Source organism: Sulfitobacter aquimarinus (assembly GCF_040149565.1).
Taxonomy (GTDB): Bacteria; Pseudomonadota; Alphaproteobacteria; order Rhodobacterales; family Rhodobacteraceae; genus Sulfitobacter; species Sulfitobacter aquimarinus.
Genome location: NZ_JBEFLO010000017.1, coordinates 1 through 17538 on the forward strand (window position 1 = coordinate 1; position 17538 = coordinate 17538).

General features: G+C 60.9%; 18 protein-coding genes. 15 read left to right on the forward strand and 3 right to left on the reverse strand.

From position 1 onward, the window contains the following. The 9 genes from ABMC88_RS18060 to ABMC88_RS18100 form a co-directional block, all read left to right on the forward strand. Positions 1 to 369: hypothetical protein (locus tag ABMC88_RS18060; protein WP_349578285.1), on the forward strand; the 369-nt coding region annotated here is incomplete at its 5' end. Positions 370 to 499: 130 nt separating this feature from the next. Then, a complete protein-coding gene (gene repA / locus ABMC88_RS18065; protein WP_349578286.1) occupies positions 500 to 1684 on the forward strand; it encodes a plasmid partitioning protein RepA in 1185 nt (394 codons plus the stop codon). Next, positions 1684 to 2673 carry a plasmid partitioning protein RepB gene (gene repB / locus ABMC88_RS18070; protein WP_349578287.1) on the forward strand — a complete coding sequence of 330 codons (990 nt, stop codon included), beginning with the start codon at positions 1684 to 1686 and terminating at the stop codon, positions 2671 to 2673. Before repA ends, repB begins: the two co-directional genes overlap by 1 nt. A gap of 196 nt (positions 2674 to 2869) precedes the next feature. After that, a complete protein-coding gene (locus ABMC88_RS18075) occupies positions 2870 to 3889 on the forward strand; it encodes a helix-turn-helix domain-containing protein (protein ID WP_439655623.1) in 1020 nt (339 codons plus the stop codon). 160 nt (positions 3890 to 4049) lie between these two features. Continuing rightward, a complete protein-coding gene (locus ABMC88_RS18080; RefSeq protein ID WP_349578289.1) occupies positions 4050 to 4754 on the forward strand; it encodes an ABC transporter permease in 705 nt (234 codons plus the stop codon). Then, positions 4748 to 5461, forward strand: a complete 714-nt coding sequence (locus tag ABMC88_RS18085) for an ATP-binding cassette domain-containing protein (protein ID WP_349578330.1) — start codon at positions 4748 to 4750, stop codon at positions 5459 to 5461. The genes ABMC88_RS18080 and ABMC88_RS18085 overlap by 7 nt, the downstream gene beginning before the upstream one ends. Then, positions 5458 to 6267, forward strand: coding sequence for an ABC transporter substrate-binding protein (locus ABMC88_RS18090; RefSeq protein WP_349578290.1), 810 nt, complete (start codon positions 5458 to 5460; stop codon positions 6265 to 6267). Before ABMC88_RS18085 ends, ABMC88_RS18090 begins: the two co-directional genes overlap by 4 nt. A 90-nt stretch (positions 6268 to 6357) precedes the next feature. Then, positions 6358 to 7995, forward strand: coding sequence for an amidohydrolase (locus ABMC88_RS18095; RefSeq protein ID WP_349578291.1), 1638 nt, complete (start codon positions 6358 to 6360; stop codon positions 7993 to 7995). Continuing rightward, positions 7992 to 8837 carry a CobW family GTP-binding protein gene (locus tag ABMC88_RS18100; protein ID WP_349578292.1) on the forward strand — a complete coding sequence of 282 codons (846 nt, stop codon included), beginning with the start codon at positions 7992 to 7994 and terminating at the stop codon, positions 8835 to 8837. Before ABMC88_RS18095 ends, ABMC88_RS18100 begins: the two co-directional genes overlap by 4 nt. Here the strand turns inward: ABMC88_RS18100 and ABMC88_RS18105 are convergent. Then, on the reverse strand, positions 8834 to 9304 hold the full coding sequence (locus ABMC88_RS18105; RefSeq protein ID WP_349578293.1) for a MaoC family dehydratase: 471 nt from the start codon (positions 9302 to 9304) through the stop codon (positions 8834 to 8836). The genes ABMC88_RS18100 and ABMC88_RS18105 overlap by 4 nt on opposite strands. A gap of 11 nt (positions 9305 to 9315) precedes the next feature. Next, positions 9316 to 10320 carry an NADP-dependent oxidoreductase gene (locus tag ABMC88_RS18110; RefSeq protein WP_349578294.1) on the reverse strand — a complete coding sequence of 335 codons (1005 nt, stop codon included), beginning with the start codon at positions 10318 to 10320 and terminating at the stop codon, positions 9316 to 9318. A 43-nt stretch (positions 10321 to 10363) separates the two neighbouring features. Between ABMC88_RS18110 and ABMC88_RS18115 the strand changes: the two genes are divergently transcribed. Continuing rightward, entirely contained in the window at positions 10364 to 11017 is a 654-nt protein-coding gene (locus tag ABMC88_RS18115) for a histidine phosphatase family protein (protein WP_349578295.1), read from the forward strand. 32 nt (positions 11018 to 11049) lie between these two features. On the opposite strand, the gene ABMC88_RS18120 is transcribed toward ABMC88_RS18115, so the two are convergent. Then, the gene (locus tag ABMC88_RS18120) at positions 11050 to 12048 is read right to left on the reverse strand and encodes an NADPH:quinone oxidoreductase family protein (protein ID WP_349578296.1); all 999 of its coding nucleotides are present in this window, start codon (positions 12046 to 12048) and stop codon (positions 11050 to 11052) included. A gap of 138 nt (positions 12049 to 12186) precedes the next feature. On the opposite strand from ABMC88_RS18120, the gene ABMC88_RS18125 reads away from it, so the two are divergent. Genes ABMC88_RS18125 through ABMC88_RS18145 form a run of 5 tightly spaced genes read left to right on the forward strand, consistent with a single transcriptional unit; the run spans position 12187 to position 17424 of the window. Further along, a complete protein-coding gene (locus ABMC88_RS18125) occupies positions 12187 to 13353 on the forward strand; it encodes an acyl-CoA dehydrogenase family protein (RefSeq protein ID WP_349578297.1) in 1167 nt (388 codons plus the stop codon). After that, the gene (locus ABMC88_RS18130; RefSeq protein WP_349578298.1) at positions 13350 to 14465 is read left to right on the forward strand and encodes an acyl-CoA dehydrogenase family protein; all 1116 of its coding nucleotides are present in this window, start codon (positions 13350 to 13352) and stop codon (positions 14463 to 14465) included. Before ABMC88_RS18125 ends, ABMC88_RS18130 begins: the two co-directional genes overlap by 4 nt. Positions 14466 to 14467: 2 nt before the next feature. Beyond that, positions 14468 to 15289: an SDR family oxidoreductase gene (locus ABMC88_RS18135; protein ID WP_349578299.1), complete on the forward strand. Its 822-nt coding sequence runs from the start codon at positions 14468 to 14470 to the stop codon at positions 15287 to 15289. Further along, on the forward strand, positions 15289 to 16212 hold the full coding sequence (locus ABMC88_RS18140) for an SDR family NAD(P)-dependent oxidoreductase (protein WP_349578300.1): 924 nt from the start codon (positions 15289 to 15291) through the stop codon (positions 16210 to 16212). Before ABMC88_RS18135 ends, ABMC88_RS18140 begins: the two co-directional genes overlap by 1 nt. 15 nt (positions 16213 to 16227) lie before the next feature. Next, the gene (locus tag ABMC88_RS18145) at positions 16228 to 17424 is read left to right on the forward strand and encodes an acetyl-CoA C-acyltransferase (RefSeq protein ID WP_349578301.1); all 1197 of its coding nucleotides are present in this window, start codon (positions 16228 to 16230) and stop codon (positions 17422 to 17424) included. Positions 17425 to 17538 lie beyond the last annotated feature (114 nt).

Genomic DNA, 17538 nt, shown 5'->3' on the forward strand with positions numbered 1-17538 from the left:
CATATCCGCGCGCAGCTTGGTCAGACGGGCGTCATATTCGTTGCCTGCGAACGGCAGAATACGACCCCCTTGGTGAAAACGGTAGTGTTGTGGACGGTCCATCATAGGCTCCTTCAAAAGCGTAAACCGCAGCTTTGGGTGAAGGGGCAAAAGACCTCCCTCACCGTGGGTACGGCAAAGCAAGATCCCGGCGTTCAGGAAGGTGAAACAGGTCTTGCACAATGTGCTGGCGACGCCATCGCCGACCCGTGGTTTTTCTTGGCGCACCTGCCCGCCCTATGGCAAGGGTTTTCTGTGCGCGGCTGTAATAAAGTCGAGCGCCCCCCGTTTACAGCTGTAAACATCGCTGGTCCAATCAATATGCAGTAGTGTCTTATCTTGGGGCCAGTGATCTGTTAGACACTAAATATGAGAAAACCATTGACTTAGCATGGTGAATCGCCGCTTTTACCCCCAAGTGGCGCGAAAAAGTCCACATTGAGCATATTGGGGCAACCAGATGATTCCCACGACACCAATCCAGACAGGCCGACCCTCGGAGTTGGCGACCGATATATCAGAGCGTTTGAACCGCGCAATCCGCGAACATCTGTTATCCGCCTTTGCGCCCGATAACACCAAATCCCTGCGCCCGTTCTCGGCCCCCGAAGCGGCAGAGCTGTTGGGCGTGTCGGGGCAGTTCATGCGCAAGGTCCACGGCGAAGGCACCATCCCCGAACCGCAGGACGTGCGCGCAGGCCGCAGGTATTACACCGCGCAAGAGGTCTGGGACGCGCGGCACATCCTTGAGCGGACCTCGCGCAAGAAGGGCCGCTATCTGCCTGGGCGCAAAGAGGGCGAGCGGCTGCAAGTCTGGCAATTGATGAACTTCAAGGGCGGGTCCAGCAAAAGCACCTCGACCATCCATCTCGCGCATTATCTGGCGCTGCATGGCTACCGTGTGCTCGTCGTTGATCTGGACCCTCAGGGCTCGCTCACCTCGATGTGTGGCATTAACCCCGAGATCGAATTTGACGGGCTCACCATCTATGACGCGATCCGCTATGACGATCCGGTGCCTTTGGCCGATGTGATCATGCCCACCTATTTTCCGGGGCTGTCGCTGGCCCCGTCCCGCCTGCTTTTGTCCGAGTTCGAGACTGAATCCGCCGTGAACTCCAACCCTGACCAGCCGTTCTTTTTGCGGCTGCGCAACGCATTGACGCAGGTTGAGGACCAATATGACATCGTCCTGATGGACAGCCCCCCGCAGCTTGGGTTTCTGACCATTGCGGGCATGGCGGCGGCGACATCCCTCATCGTGCCGCTGACGCCTTCGATGCTGGACGTGTCTTCCACCGCGCAGTTTCTGGAACTGGCAGGTGCCTATATGGGCGTTATCGAGGACGCGGGCGCAGAGCTGCAATATGACAACTTCAAATTCCTCATCACCCGTGACGAGCCGACGGATGTGCCGTCACAGCAGCTCACCTCGTTTATGCGGGCGCTGTTTATGGATCGCGTGATGGCCGCAACAGCGTTGAAAAGCACCGCAATCAGCGACGCAACGATGCTAAAACAATCGATTTACGAAGTTGTGAGATCAGAGATGACCCGCGCAACCTATGACCGCGCGAAACAGTCGATGGACGCCGTGGGACAAGAGGTCGAGGCAATGATACACCAAGCATGGGGGCGTAGCTGATGGCACGTAAATCTTTGGGAGGTCTGAGCGGGATTGCACAGACAATCGCGAACTCCAGCCCGCAGGCAAAGGACCGCACCCCCAAACCGTCCGCCCCTGCGTTGGGCGCGTTGCAGGGTTCGCTTTCGGCGATCCGCGAATTGGACCCCGCACTGATTGACGACTGGGGACCGCAAGACCGGCTTGACGGGTTTACAGCTGTAAACTCGGACGAGGAAGGCGACGGGTTTGACGCGCTGAAAACCAGCATCGAGAGCGAGGGCCAGCAAGTCCCCGTTCTGGTCCGCAAGGCACAAGCTGACGGTCGGTACGAGATTATCTATGGCCGCCGCAGGCTGCGGGCGTGTCGCGATCTGGGCATCAAGGTGCGTGCAAACGTGCAAGACCTTGATGATGCCACAGCCCTTTTGGCCAAGGGTCTGGAGAACGCGGCGCGGCGCAATCTGTCGTTCTATGAAAAGGCCCGTTTTGCCGCCGTGATCCAGCAGGCAGGCCATGACACGAAAACCGTGCGGCAGGTGCTGGGGCTGTCGGCGTCGGGTCTGTCGCATCTCACGAAAGTGACGGACAATGTGCCAGAAGCCGTGGGCGACCAGATTGGCGCCGCCCCCAAATCGGGCCGCCCGAAATGGACCGCCCTTGCCGATGCCTTTCTGGCGAAAAAGGCCAACGCGCTGACCTGTACAAAGATCCTGACAGGGCTGGATGGTGGAATGACCTCGGACGAGCGGCTGGAACGGTTGCTCAAGGAAATCAGCCGCCGCGGCGCACGCGCAGGTGAGAGCAGGGAGGTCACTCCCGCCCCCGGTGTCACGATCAAATCCAGCCGCGCCACGATCGCGATGTCCGTCAAGCGGACAGGCGACAGCGCGGCATTTGCCCAATGGCTCGACCGCGAGTTGGAAGGCATCATTCAGAAATCCTATCAGGAGTTTACAGCTGTAAACCCTGCGGATCACCCGAACGACAAAAGCAACAAAGGAGGTTAGGCGCAAAGAGAAACCCCCGAAACCGAAATTTCGAGGGCTGTAAATTAAATTACGTATCTCAGATTAGACACCTAGAACGTAACAGCCACCGATTCGCGAAGCAACAAAAAACGCTCTTGGGCGAACGGGAGTTCTTTGCCTGCAGGCAATTATGATCACAGGAAACATGGCAGCCCGACACGGGGCTGGATCGTCAATGAATTTGACGAAACAAAGAGGTATTGCCCAAAGCAAATGGCACATCCTGAAAACAATTGAAGACATCCGCGAGCCGCTTGGCCTGAAGGGGACGTCAATCGCGCTGCTCAGGGCGATGATCTCGTTCCTGCGGGTTGAGCGTATTGAGGCGCTGAGCGATGATGCCCACGTCTGTTTTGCCTCGAATGCGGCACTGGCCAAACGGGCCCATGTCAGCATTCAAACCGTTGAGCGCCACATCGCCAAGCTGGTCGGGCTGGGGCTTTTGTCCCGCCGCTCAAGCGGCAATGGCAAACGTTGGGCGCGCCGTGACCGCCACGGGAACGTCGTCCTCGCGACGGGGCTGTCGCTGCTGCCTTTGGTCGAACGCCACGCCGAATTCACACAGATGGCGCACACACATCAGGACCAAAAGCTGGCCTTGACGGTCTTGCGCGATAAATGCGCCGCCGCGCTTTCCCGGTTAAAGGACGTGATCGGGCGCGAGGTGACCACGCCTTTGATGGCCCGTGCGCGCAACCTGCTCAGACGACAGCCGCAAACCGATCCCTTGGCGCAGCTGCTCGATGAAATCTCGCGGGAGATTGCGCGCGTATCAGGCTCTAATACGGAGGATTTGATGGGTCCAGCCCATGAAATTGAGGGGCACAAAGAAACTATAAATACTCAATTAGTAAAAAAGGAAAATCCAAAGATTGAAGTCTGTCAGGATCAAATGCAGCGGGCGTTTCCAAAACTCTGCGCGGAGTTGAGGACTGCAAAGAACCAAAGCGCCTGTAGGGCCATAATGGCGGATCTGGCGCGGCAAATGAACCTCGGGGACACGTGGTACGCCCTGGTTGATATGGGCCCTGCGCTCAGCTTTATGGCGCTAGGCTATCTGCTTGAGAGGATCGACACGATTTCCAACCACCGTGGCTATGCGATGAAGCTGCTTGAGGGGCTGCAAAACAACACGCTTGAATGGGAAAGCTTGCTGCACAAACACCGCCGCGCAGACCGTAGGGCAGGGGGGTAGCTGCAACTCTCCTAACGGGCACTGTGCAGGACGATGTTGCAGGCCAAACCGTCACGCCTAGTCGGGTCAGGGCCACATTATCGGTGCCAGCGTTTTGATGCTGCGGCGGGGTCTGTGCCTCGTTAAGGTGCCGACGAATCCGAAAGCCAAAAGGAGGCACATGGGCGATCTCTGGGACGGCATATCCGAAGCAATACGGCTTCTGGTCACGCTTGACCGTGATCTGGTCGAGATCACGCTGCGCTCGCTTCAGGTGACGCTGAGCGCGCTTGTGATCGGCTCTGCCATTGCATTGCCAATGGCGGCCCTGCTGGCTGTGCGCCGGTTCCGCTGGCGGCGTGGGGTGATTGCCGTGCTGAATGCGATGATGGGGCTACCGCCTGTCGTGGTGGGGTTGGTGGTTTACGTGCTGCTATCACGCTCGGGGCCGTTCGGCGTGCTGGGGCTGCTGTTTACCCCTACAGCGATGATCATCGCGCAGGTCATTATCATCGTGCCGTTGATCGCCAGTGTTGCGCATCAATCCTTGCGGGATTTATGGTCTGAATACCACGATCTGCTGATCTCTATGAACGTCACCCAAGGACAAAAAATGCGCACGCTGTTGTGGGATGCCCGCCGTGCATTGCTGACGGCGTCGCTGGCCGGATTTGGCCGCGCCATTGGCGAGGTTGGTGCCATCATGATCGTTGGTGGCAACATCGACCACGCGACCCGCGTGCTAACCACAGCCATCGCATTAGAGACTGGTAAAGGGGATTTCGCCCTCGCTATCGGGTTGGGGCTGATCCTGATCGGCCTGGCGATTGCCGTGAACCTGACGATCCACTGGCTTAGCCGGACCGAAGCGGAGGGCCGCTGGTGACCCTATTCCCGCTTAGCGTGCGTGGTGCGAAAACCAGTCGCAGGGGCAAGACGTTGGTCGGGCCTGTCGACCTTGACCTGCGCGGGGCAGGGGCCACTGTCGTGATGGGGCCGAACGGATCGGGCAAGACGTCATTGCTGCGCCTTTTGCACGGGGCCGCACGGCTGACGGGCGGGGCGATCACATGGGCCTGCGCTGAAGAAGAGGCCCGCAGCCAGCACGCTTTTGTCTTTCAGCGTCCCGTGATGCTGCGCCGCACCGTTGAGGAAAACCTGACCTATCCCTTGCGGATGCGCGGCATGGACAAACCTGCGGCACGCGCGTTGGCCCGTGAATGGGCGGCACGTGTCGGGCTTGAGGCGTTGTTGACCCGCGCCGCCCCCAACCTGTCGGGCGGAGAGCAGCAAAAGCTGGCGCTTGCCCGCGCCATGATAACAGAGCCTAGGCTGCTGTTTCTGGACGAACCGACCGCCGCACTTGATGGCCGCGCCACCCGTGAGGTAGAGGCCGTTTTGCGTGCTGCCCGTGCCGCTGGCACGCAGTTGATCCTGTCGACGCATGATCTGGGACAGGCGCGGCGGTTGGCGGATGAGGTGGTTTTTATGCTGCACGGTCAGGTGTTGGAACACAGTGCCGCTCGTGCCTTTTTCGACGCGCCAGAAAGCCTACAGGCGCGTGCCTTTTTAAGGGGAGACATCGTAGAATGATCAGATTGTTTTTTGCCATTTTCCTGTCACTGACGGCCACGGCGGTTGCGGCCCAAGACAACCTGCGGATGGCGGTGACGACATCGTTCCATAACTCGGGGCTGTCCGATGTGCTGTTGCCCGCGATCCGGCAGGACATCGGTATCGAGGTGCAGCTTTTGGTCGTCGGCACGGGTCAGGCGCTAAAGCTGGGTCAGGCGGGGGATGTGGACGCGATCCTTGTCCACAGCCGCGCCGCCGAGGTTGCGTTTGTCGCCGATGGTTTCGGCTCCCACCGCCGCGAGATCATGTATAATGATTTTGTGCTGATCGGCCCTGTGGACACCCTACCGGACCTTGGGAAAAGCGCAGGCATCACGCAAGCCTTGCAACAGGTGGCCAAGGCCAACGCCCCCTTTGTCAGCCGCGGCGATGACAGCGGCACGCATAAAACCGAACTGCGCCTGTGGCAGGACGCGGGCCTTGCGTCCGAAGGGTTTGGCCCGTGGTACAAACCTGTGGGTGCGGGCATGGGGGCGGCGCTCAACACAGCAGCGGGGCTTGGAGCCTATGTCTTGTCGGACCGCGCCAGCTGGCTGAACTTTGGCAACAAGAGCGGGCTTGGCATTGTGTTCGAAGGCGATCCCGCGCTGTTCAATCAATACGCGTTCCTTCCCGTCAGCGCCGCTCGCCATCCGCATGTAAGATCCGCTTTGGTGAAAAAGCTTGAGGCATGGCTGACCAGTCCGCGTGCCGCTGATCTGATCAATGGCTACCAGATCAACGGGGAGGCGCTGTTCACCTTTAACGCGAGTGACAAGCCCTAAAGAATACAGTTTCTTGCTGCGTTAAATCCAGTTTGTGTGGGAGAGAAACTTCAATACCCTGACGTTGAAAACACCCCAAAGGAGCCAGCGATGATCACAATATATAGCGCCAAAAAGATCATCACCATGAACCCCGCCCACGCGCATACGACCCATGTGGCCGTGCGGGACGGGAAGATTCTGGGCACCGGCCCGCTGGAGGATTTGACGGGCTGGGGCGCCTACACGCTGGACGATCGCTTTGCCGAAAAGGTGCTGATGCCCGGCCTGATCGAGGCGCACAGCCACCTGATGGAAGGCTCGCTCTGGGCCTATACCTACGTGGGGTATTTCGACCGGATGTCGCCCGAGGGCGAGATGCAAAAAGGATGCAAGGATCTGGCGGCGGTGCTGGCCAAGCTGAAAGAGGCAGAGGCCAAGATCGAAGACCCCGACACGCCGATGCCTGCGTGGTCGCTGGACCCGATCTATTTCGACAATGTGCGCGTGACGCGGCATGATCTGGATCAGGTCTCCGCCACGCGGCCGATCGGGATCATGCATGCCTCGGGTCATATCCTGAACGTGAACACCAGGGCGTTGGAGCTGGCGGGGTTGATGCGCACAGGTGTGAACCATGACGGCGTGCCTTTGGGCAAAGACGGGATGCCGCTGGGTGAGCTGAAAGGCCCCGACGTGATGACCCCCGTGTCACCGCATGTAGGCTTTGACCGCGACATGCTCGCTTGTGACGAGACGGGGATGAAACGCTTTGGCAAGCTGTGCGTGCGTGCAGGCGTGACCACTGCCACCGATCTGGCCAACAAGCTGCCCGATGAAACGGTTGATCTGTTCACCTCTGTCGCGGGCGGCAAGAGGTATCCCACGCGCATCGTCTCGCTGCGCTATCACCACGGCATCAGCCCCGAAGACCTGATCGCCCACGCCGAAGAACTGACCACCAAAAGCACCGACATGATGCGCTTGGGCAAGATCAAGGTGGTCGTCGATGGCTCGATTCAGGGGTTCTCGGCGCGGCTGCGTGATCCTGGCTATTTCAACGGCGCGCCCAACGGGCTGTGGTACATCTCGCCCGAGCATTTGGCCTATATTCTGGAGCACGCTTTGGAGAAAGGGCTGCACGTCAACACCCACACCAACGGCGACCAAGCCACGCAATTGGTGATCGAGACGATGACAAAGGCGCTGGCAAAATATCCCAGCCCCGACCACCGCTTTGTGCTGCAACACTGCCAGCTGGCGGACGCCGCACAGTTCCGCAAAATCGCCAAGCTGGGGCTGTGCGTGAATCTCTTTGCCAACCACCATTTCTATTGGGGGGACGAGCATTACAAACTGACCGTTGGGCCGGAGCGGGCAGAGCGGATGAACGCCGCAGGCACCGCGCTGCGCGAGGGGGTGCCGCTGGCGATCCACTCGGACGCGCCGATCACGCCTTTGGGGCCGCTGTTCACGGGCTGGTGTGCGGTGAACCGTCTGACGGCGTCAGGCCGCACCTTGGGCGAGGCGGATAAGATAACCGTGGATCAGGCGCTGCACGCGATCACTTTGGGCGCGGCCTACACCCTGCATATGGATCAGGAGATCGGCAGCATCGAGGCGGGCAAACGTGCGGATTTCGCAGTGTTGGAGGATGACCCCGAAACCATCGGTGGTGATGCGCTCAAAGACGTGCGCGTCTGGGGCACGGTGCAATCGGGCCGCGTGTTTGCGGTGTCCGATCTATGACGCTACCTGTCACGGTGCTGAGCGGGTATCTGGGCGCTGGCAAGACGACGCTGGTCAACCAGATGCTGCGCAATGCAGATGGCAAACGGCTGGCCGTTATGGTCAATGAATTCGGTGATTTGCCCATTGATGCCGACCTGATCGAGGCCGAGGGCGACGACCTGATCGCCCTTGCGGGCGGCTGTGTCTGTTGCAGCTATGGCGATGATCTGATGGCTGCCCTTGGGCAGATGGCCGCGCTGCAGCCGCCCCCCGATCATATCGTGCTAGAGGCCAGCGGCGTGGCGTTGCCCGGTGCCATTGCCTCCAGCCTCAGCCTGATGGCGGGGATCGAGACGGCGGGCGTTGTCGTCTTGGCCGATGTGGTGCAGATCGACGGGCAGCTGGCCAATGATTATATCGGTGACACGGTGGTGCGCCAGCTTGAGGCCGCCGATCTGGTGGTCCTGACCAAAGGTGATCTGGCTGGGGCAACCCGTGTACGGGCCGCCGAACAAGCCATTCAACGCCACACCCGTGGCGCTGCTTTGATCGAGGCATCGCATGGCGCTGTGCCGCTTGATGTGGTGCTGCACCCCGCGCAGATCAGCACACCTGTCGCGGGGCAGCCGCATGGCAATGCCGCAGGGTTGGTCAGCTCGGTTGATATGCCACAGGCGCCTGTGGACGCGGCGGTCTATGCCGAAACACTCGCTGCCCGTGCCGAGGTGATCCGCGCCAAGGGTCACGTAGATACGGGCGCGGGGCTGGCAACGATTCAGGTGGTTGGGTCGCAGTGGGAAGTCTCCTCCCCACCGCCGCGCGCGCAGACGGGTGTCGTCGTGATCGCGCTCAAACCCTAGTCCTCAAAAACCGCCATGCCCAACCATTCCGCGATGAGGGCGGGCGTCTCCTCGCCCTCGATCTCGATCGTGAGCAGGTTTTCACGCAGCATGTTTACAGGTCCCTTCGCGGTCACCTTTTGCAAGGTGAACCGCCCGCGCAGGCGCGAGCCCGCAACGACGGGTTTCAGGAACCGCAGCTTGTTCATGCCATAGTTGATGCCCATCACCTGACCGGGCAGCATGTTGAAACAATCATAGGCAAAGCGGCTGGCCAGTGACAGCGTCAGGAACCCGTGGGCGATGGCCCCGCCAAATGGCGTCTCGGCGGCGGCGCGTTCGGGGTCGATGTGGATCCACTGCTCATCATGGGTTGTCTTGGCAAAGTCGTCGATCATCTTCTGGTCAACAGTGATCCAGTTCGAGACACCGACTTCGGTGCCGATCAACTTTTCGCTCGCCGTCAGGGCGTTTTGTAAGGCGGACATGGACTCTCTCCTTATTTCGGATCAGCTGACACGCGCACCATGCGCTTGCCTTTGTTGTCACCGTTCAGCAACCCGATCAGCGCTTGCGGCGCGTTCTCGAGCCCCTCGACGATGTCTTCGGTCACTTTCAACTGGCCGCGCTCCATCATGCCTTGCATCGCGCGAATGGCAGTGGCGTCGTTATGCGCCCAATCCATCACGATGAAGCCTTCCATGCGCAGACGCTTCACCACAATCGCACCGGGCAGGTTGCGCGGGCCGGTGGGATTTGTGCTTTCATACTGGCTGATCGCGCCACAGCAGACCACGCGGCCGCGTTCGTTCATCAGGTTCAGCGCTGTCTCGAGGATCGTGCCGCCGACGTTGTCGAAATACACGTCTACGCCTTCGGGGCAGGCGGCGCGCAACGCTTTGAACAACCCGTCTGCGCGGTAGTCGATGCAGGCGTCAAAGCCGAACTGCTCCATCACCCAGTCGCATTTCTCTTTGCCACCCGCGATGCCGACCACACGGCAGCCAAGGCTTTTTGCGATTTGGCCGACATAGCCGCCGACCGATCCTGCGGCGGCTGATACCAGAACGGTCTCGCCTGGTTGTGGTTGCCCCACGGACATCAGGCCGTGATACGCCGTCTTGCCCGCGATACCAAAGACCGACATCAGGTTCGACAGCGTCGGCACCTTTGGCAGTTTCTGCACCTTGTGCCCCGGCATGACGATATAATCCGACCACGTTGCCTCGGCCGCGACGACATCGCCCACGGCAAGGCGGGGGGATTTCGATTCCACAACTTCGCAAATCGCATAGGTGGGCATCGCGTCACCTGCTTTTACAGCGGCGCGGTAGGTCGCGCCCTGCATCCACGAGCGGTTGGCTGCGTCGATGGACATGAGGATCACGCGCAGCAGCACGTCGCCCTCGGACGGGGAGGGCATGGGCGCTTCGGACAGCGCAAAGTTATCGGGCGTCAACGCGCCCGTGGGCAATTCGGCAACTACGATCTGGCGGTTTGTCATTTTATGGTCCTTACTTGGAGAGACTGATTTGAAAGGGTGAGATATGAGTAATGAAGCGCGACAGCATAAGTTTGTCCTGCGCCCCACGGCGTGTGAGCTGGTCCTGATCCGCCACGGCGAGACGCAGGCGGCGGTACGCGGAGAGATGTTTCCCATGATCGACGGCCAGGGCGACCCCGCGCTGCGCCCCGAAGGCGAGGCGCAGGCGCTGGCGGTATGCGAACGGCTGCGGCACGAGCCTTTGGCGGCAATCTACGTGACCACGATGCAGCGCACGCATCAGACGGCGGCCCCCTTGGCGGCGGCGCTGAACATGACGCCGCGGGTCGAGGCCGACCTGCGCGAGGTCTTCCTTGGCGATTGGGACGGCGGCGAATTCCGCTTTCGCGCCGCTGAAAACGACCCCGCCTTTCTGCGTGCCCGCGAAAAGGAATGTTGGGGCGAATTGCCCGGCGCCGAGACTTTTGCCCAGCTGCAAACCCGCGTGGTGCGCGGCCTCAACAGGATCGCCGCCGCGCACGCGGGCGAAAAGGTTGCCGTGGTGGTGCATGGCGGTGTTGTCGGGGCCGCGTTGGCCCATGTCGCGGGATCGCGCAACTTTGGCTTTAACGGGGCCGACAACGGATCGATCAGCCGCGTGGTCATGGGCCCCGAGGGCAACATCCTGCGCGGGTTCAACGACGTGTCGCACCTTTAGGGCGCGACACGTGTTAGAGACGCACTTAGACACTAATCAACGTCCAGCACGACTTTGCCCAGCACCTTGCGGTCCATCATCAGGTTCAGCGCATCGGCGGCTTTCTCCAACGGGAAGCGGGCCGAGATGCGCGGCTTGATCTCGCCGCTTGAATACATGCGGAACAGATCGGCCATGTTTTCGGCGTGCAGGTCAGGCTCACGCAGGGTGTGCGCGCCCCAGAAGACGCCAACAATCTGGCAGCCCTTCAGCAGCGTCAGGTTCAGCGGGATTTTCGGAATACCCGCGGGGAAGCCCACCACAAGAAAGCGCCCCTTCCACGCAAGCGCGCGCACCGCAGGTTCGGCATAGGCACCGCCTACCGCATCATAGACGACATCGACACCGTCACCGCCCGCGAGGCGCTTGATCTCGGCCGAGAACGCCTTTTGCGCGTCGCGGTCCTCCATGTCGCGGGTGTAGATGATCGTCTCATCCGCGCCCAGCTCACGGCAGAACTGTGCCTTTTCCTCCGAGCTGACGGCGGCGATAACGCGGGCGCCCGCTGCTTTGCCCAGCTCGATCGCGGCGGCACCTACACCGCCCGCCGCACCAAGGATCAACAGCGATTCGCCTGCCTTGATTTCGGCGCGGTTTTTCAGCGCGTGATGCGAGGTGCCATAGGTCAGCACCAAACATGACGCTTCGTCATATGGCATCGCGTCGGGGATTTTCATGACCCGTGCGGCGTCCATAACGATGTGGGAGGCAAAGCCGCCAAAGCCGCTCATCCCCAGTACGCGGTCGCCCACGGCAAGGCCTGTAACACCCTCGCCCACGGCCTCGATATCGCCCGCGATTTCACCGCCCGGCGCAAAGGGGCGCGGCGGTTTCATCTGGTACATGTCCTTGATAATCAGGGTATCGGGAAAGTTCAGGCCCGCCGCACGGATGCGGATGACGACCTGTTTTTTGCCTGGCGTTGGCGTGTCTGATTCAGTGAGTGTCAGGGTCTCTGGCCCACCTGGTTCGTGGCTTAGCATCGCTTTCATTTGACAGTCCTTCCTGTGATTTGTTGCGGCTAAGGGGCCAGCGCAACTCGTGCTTGTCAATCGAATTATGCCATGCAATTCTGCTGTGCGGAATGGTGGCCCGCAGATGGCCGCGCCGTTTTAAAGGGAGGATGCGGCATGGCCGACACGCAGAATATGGATAGTTTCCGCGCAGAATTGCGCGAGTGGTTGGAGGCGAATTGCCCCGACGAGATGCGCGGCGGCGGTGTCACCGAAGACGCGATTTGCTGGGGCGGCAAGGATTGGGTGTTCTCGTCCGAGGCGCAGAAGGTCTGGTTGGAGCGGTGCGCGGCCAAAGGCTATACCGTGCCGACATGGCCTGTTGAATACGGCGGCGCGGGCATGACCCGTGACCAGGAAAAAGTATTCATGTCCGAAATGGCGCGGATTGATGCGCGCACGCCGCTGCAAAGCTTTGGCATCTGGATGCTTGGACCCGCCTTGCTGCATTTCGGCAGCCACGAGCAAAAGCTGCATTATCTTCCCCCGATTGCCCGTGGCGAGGTCCGCTGGTGTCAGGGCTATTCCGAGCCGGGCGCGGGGTCCGATCTGGCCAACGTGCAGACCTTTGGCGAAGACAAGGGCGACCACTGGTTGGTGAACGGTCAGAAGATCTGGACCTCTTATGCCGACAAGGCAGATCAGATTTTTGCGCTGGTGCGCACCGACCGCGAGGCGAAAAAGCACCTCGGGATTTCTTTTCTGTTGATCGATATGGAAGACCCCGGCGTCGAGACGCGGCCGATCAAGATGATCAGTGGCATTTCGCCCTTCTGCGAGACGTTCTTTACTGATGTGAAGGTCCCGAAGGACCGCATCGTCGGCACGCCCAACCGTGGTTGGGATGTTGCGAAATACCTGCTGACGCACGAGCGTGAAATGATCAGCGGCTCCGGCGCGCTGGAAGCTGGTGGCCGTGCTTTGGGTGCCGTGCTGAGCGATACGCTCGATGAATTGGACGCGACGCTGAAGGCCGACGCTATGCGCTGCGAGATTGACGCGCTGGCCATGGGCCTGACGCTGGAGCGGTACAAGGACCAAGCCGAAGCAGGGCAGGGCGCGGGCGATGCCTCGGCCATGCTGAAATACATGGGGACTGAATTGAACAAGCAACGGCATGAGTTGATGATGACAGCGGGCGGCTCTGCCGCGTTGGAATGGGACGGCGAAGTGGGCAACCGTGCGGGCGACTGGCTGCGCACCAAGGCCAACAGCATCGAGGGCGGCACATCCGAGGTGATGCTCTCCATCGTTTCGCGTCGCGTATTGGGGTTGCCGGCATGAGCAAACTAGTGATGACCGAAGAAGAGACAATGCTGGCCGATATGGCGCGTGGGTTTCTGGATGGTGCGGCCCCTGTTGCTGCGTTCCGCAAGATGCGTGATGCGGGTGAAACCCATGACGCAAAGCTGTGGAAAGAAATGGCGGAAATGGGCTGGGCCGGTGTGCTGGTGCCCGAGGATGCGGGCGGCTCTGATATGGGGTATGCCGCGGCCAATGTGATCGCGCAGGAAATGGGCAAGACGCTGGTCGTCTCACCGTTTCTCAGCACCGCCGTTATGGCGGCGACGGCGCTGCGGCAGGTCAGCGATGACCGCGCCAAGGCTGCCTTGGCCAAGATTGCCAGCGGTGACGTGACCTATGCGCTGGCTGTGGACGAGGGGATCAAGCATGACCCCGATGCCACCGCGCTGGAAGCAAGTGCCGACGGCAACGGCTTTCGTCTGACCGGCAAGAAGACATTTGTTGTGGATGGTGCCATGGCGGACCGTTTGCTGGTGCTGGCGAAAACGGCGGACGGGTTGACGTTGTTCGACATCCCCGCCGACCGCGCAGGCATCACCCGCACACAGTCCAACATGATCGACGCCCGCGACGCGGCCAAGATCGACTTTGAGAATGTCGAGGCCACGGGCGAAGACGTTCTGGGCCAGGTCGACAGCGCCATGACCGTTCTGCGACCTGCATTGCAGGCGGGTCAGGCGGCATTGGCGGCGGAAATGACGGGCCTTGCCGCAGGCGCGTTCGACATGACCGTCGGCTACCTGAAAGAGCGCAAGCAGTTCGGGATCGAGATCGGCCGCTTCCAGGCATTGCAACACCGCGCCGCGCATCTGTGGTGCGAGACGGAAGTAACCGCCTCAACCATCCTGAACGCAGGCCGGATGATGGACACCGACCCCGAGAACGCCGAACTGGCCGTGTCCCTGGCCAAAGCCAAGGCAACCGCGACCGCAACATTGGCGGTGCAGGAAGGCGTGCAGATGCACGGCGGCATCGGCATGACCGACGCCTACGACATGGGTTTCTATATGAAACGTGCGCGTGTCGGTGCAGAATGGTTGGGCGACTATAGCTATCACGCGGAAAAAGTCGCCGCATTGAGAGGGTTCTGAGCATGGATATTCAAACGCTATTCGGACTGGAAGGTAAGGTTGCCCTTGTGACAGGCGGGGCCACTGGCATTGGCCGCATGGCCGCCGAAAGCCTGGTGCGGGCAGGGGCCACGGTCCTGATCGCCAGCCGCAAGGGCGACGCCTGCGAGGCCGTTGCGAAAGAGCTGAATGCGCTGGGGGCCAGCGGCAAGGTCGTAGGCTTTGCCGGCGATGTCGGCACCGAAGCGGGCGTAGATGCGCTGGTCGAGGCCGTGAAATCCCACACGGACCGCTTGGATATTCTGATGAACAACGCGGGCATCACATGGGGCGCACCTTTGGGCGCGTTTCCGTTCAGCGCGTGGTCCAAGGTGATGGACGTGAACGTGGCGGGCATGTTCGACCTGACGCAAAAGCTGCTCCCGATGCTGAGCGAGAGCGGTACGGTCGATGACCCTGCGCGGGTGATCAATGTAGGCTCGGTCATGGGCGAGCGGGAGATGGGCGATGGCGCATACTCCTATTCCATGTCCAAAGCCGCCGTGCATCACATGACCAAGATTTTGGGCAAAGAGCTGGCGGGCAAAGCGATCACCGTGAACGCGCTGGCCCCAGGTCCCTTTGTCAGCCGGATGACCGCCTTTGCGACCCATGACACCGACATGCGCGAAAAGGTTGGCAAAGACGTGCCGATCGGGCGCGTGGGCCGTGACGAAGACATCGGCGGGTGCATGTTGTTCCTGTGCGGGCGCGGTGGCGCGTTCATCACGGGCGCGGTCATCCCTGTTTCGGGCGGCATCAACGTCATCTCAGGCCCCAACATTTTTGAACAGGCGCTACACTGATGAGCATTTCTTTCAAAGACCGCGTGGCGATTGTCACGGGGGCGGGGATCGGCCTTGGCCGCTCGCACGCGCTGGGGCTTGCAGCCCGCGGGGCGAAGGTCGTTGTGAACGATCTGGGTGTGTCGCGTGACGGGACCGGCGCTTCTTCCGAGGCCGCGCTCAGCGTGGTGGAAGAGATCAAGGCGATGGGCGGCGAAGCAATCGCGCATGGCGCCGATGTCTCGGACGAAGCGGCGGTTCAGGATATGGTGGCGCAGGCCATTGATGCCTGGGGCCGTGTGGACATTGCGGTGAACAATGCGGGCATCCTGATGGACAAAACATTTGCCAAGATGGAGATGTCGGCCTTTCGCAAGGTTGTCGATGTTCACCTTATCGGGTCGGCCAATGTCGCCCACGCGTGCTGGCCGCATATGCGGGCGCAGAAATACGGGCGTGTTGTGCTGACCTCGTCGGCCTCGGGTCTGTACGGAAACTTCGGGCAGTCCAACTATGGCGCGGCGAAGGCTGCGATGCTGGGGCTGATGAACGTGCTGCACATGGAAGGCGCACGCGACAACATCCGCGTGAACACGCTGGCGCCCACGGCCGCCACCCGCATGACCGCCGACTTGCTTCCCCCCGAGGCGCAAGAGATGCTGGCCCCGGAGACCATCACCCCCGGCTTGCTCTATCTGGTGAGCGAGGACGCGCCGTCCCAGGTGATCCTTGGCGCAGGTGCAGGCAGCTATGCCGAAACACGGGTCTATGAGACGCAAGGCATCACGCTGATGGGCGACGATAACACGCCCGAAGCCGTTGCCGCGCAGTTCGACCAAATCCGCGACGACACAGACCAACAGCAACTGGGCGATGCTTTCGGCCAGACCAAGAAATACGCCCTCAATGCAGCCAAGGCCAAAGGCCTGAAGCTCGACTGGTAACTTAGGAGAAGAACTATGCGTGACGCAGTAATCGTATCCACGGCCCGTACCCCGATCGGCAAAGCCTATCGCGGTGCGTTCAACAACACGACACCCCAAGCGCTGAGCGCCCATGCGATTGAGCATGCGGTGAAGCGCGCAGGGATTGATCCTGCACAAATCGCCGATGTCGTCTGGGGCAGCGCGCTGCAGCAGGGCCATTCGGGCGGCAACATTGCGCGTCAGGCGGCGATCCGCGCGGGTCTGCCCGTCACTGTCGCGGGCATGTCGCTGGACCGTCAATGTGCCAGTGGCATGATGGCGATTGCAACGGCTGCAAAGCAGGTTGTGATGGACGGTATGGATGTCGTGATCGGCGGCGGCTCGGAAAGCATCTCGATGGTGCAAACGCCCGAGATGCGCGTGAAGGCGGATCCGTGGCTCAAACAGAACAAGCCCGAGATCTACATGTCCATGCTGGAAACAGCCGAGACCGTGGCCGAGCGCTATAACGTCAGCCGCGAGCGTCAGGACGAATACGCAGCCCGTTCCCAAGAGAACACGCACCTCGCCCAAGAGGCAGGCAAGTTCGACGACGAGATCGTGCCGATGACCACCAAGATGATGGTGATGAACAAGGAGACCAAAGAAATCTCCGAGCACGAAGTCACGCTGGAAAAGGACGAGGGCAACCGCCCCGGCACAACGGCCGAAAGCCTTGCAGGTCTTCAGCCCGTGCACAAAGACGGCATTCACATCGCCGAAGGCAAGTTCATCACCGCGGGCAACGCATCGCAGCTCAGCGATGGGGCGTCGGCGACTGTTGTGATGGAGGCCAAGAAGGCCGAACAGATGGGCCTGCAACCGCTGGGCCGCTATGTTGGCGTGATGGCCGCAGGCTGTGAGCCGGACGAGATGGGCATCGGCCCGATCTATGCCGTGCCCAAGCTGCTTGAGGCGCATGGCCTGACGATGGACGACATCGGTCTGTGGGAGCTGAACGAGGCCTTCGCCGTGCAGGTGATCCAGTCGCGTGACGTTCTGGGCATTCCGGACGAGTTGCTGAACGTCAATGGCGGCGCGATCTCTATCGGTCACCCCTACGGCATGTCGGGCGCACGGATGGTTGGCCACGCGCTGATCGAGGGCAAGCGCCGCGGCGCGAAATACGTTGTCTGCACCATGTGTGTCGGTGGCGGCATGGGTGCTGCGGGCCTCTTCGAGGTTCTGTAAGACACATGCGCTCATCGCTACTCTCCGAGCGCTCTTCGCTTGGGGGGTACTGATGCGCTTTGCAAACAAAAGGGGCGGGTTCGCCCGCCCTTTGACAATCAACATGACAACAGG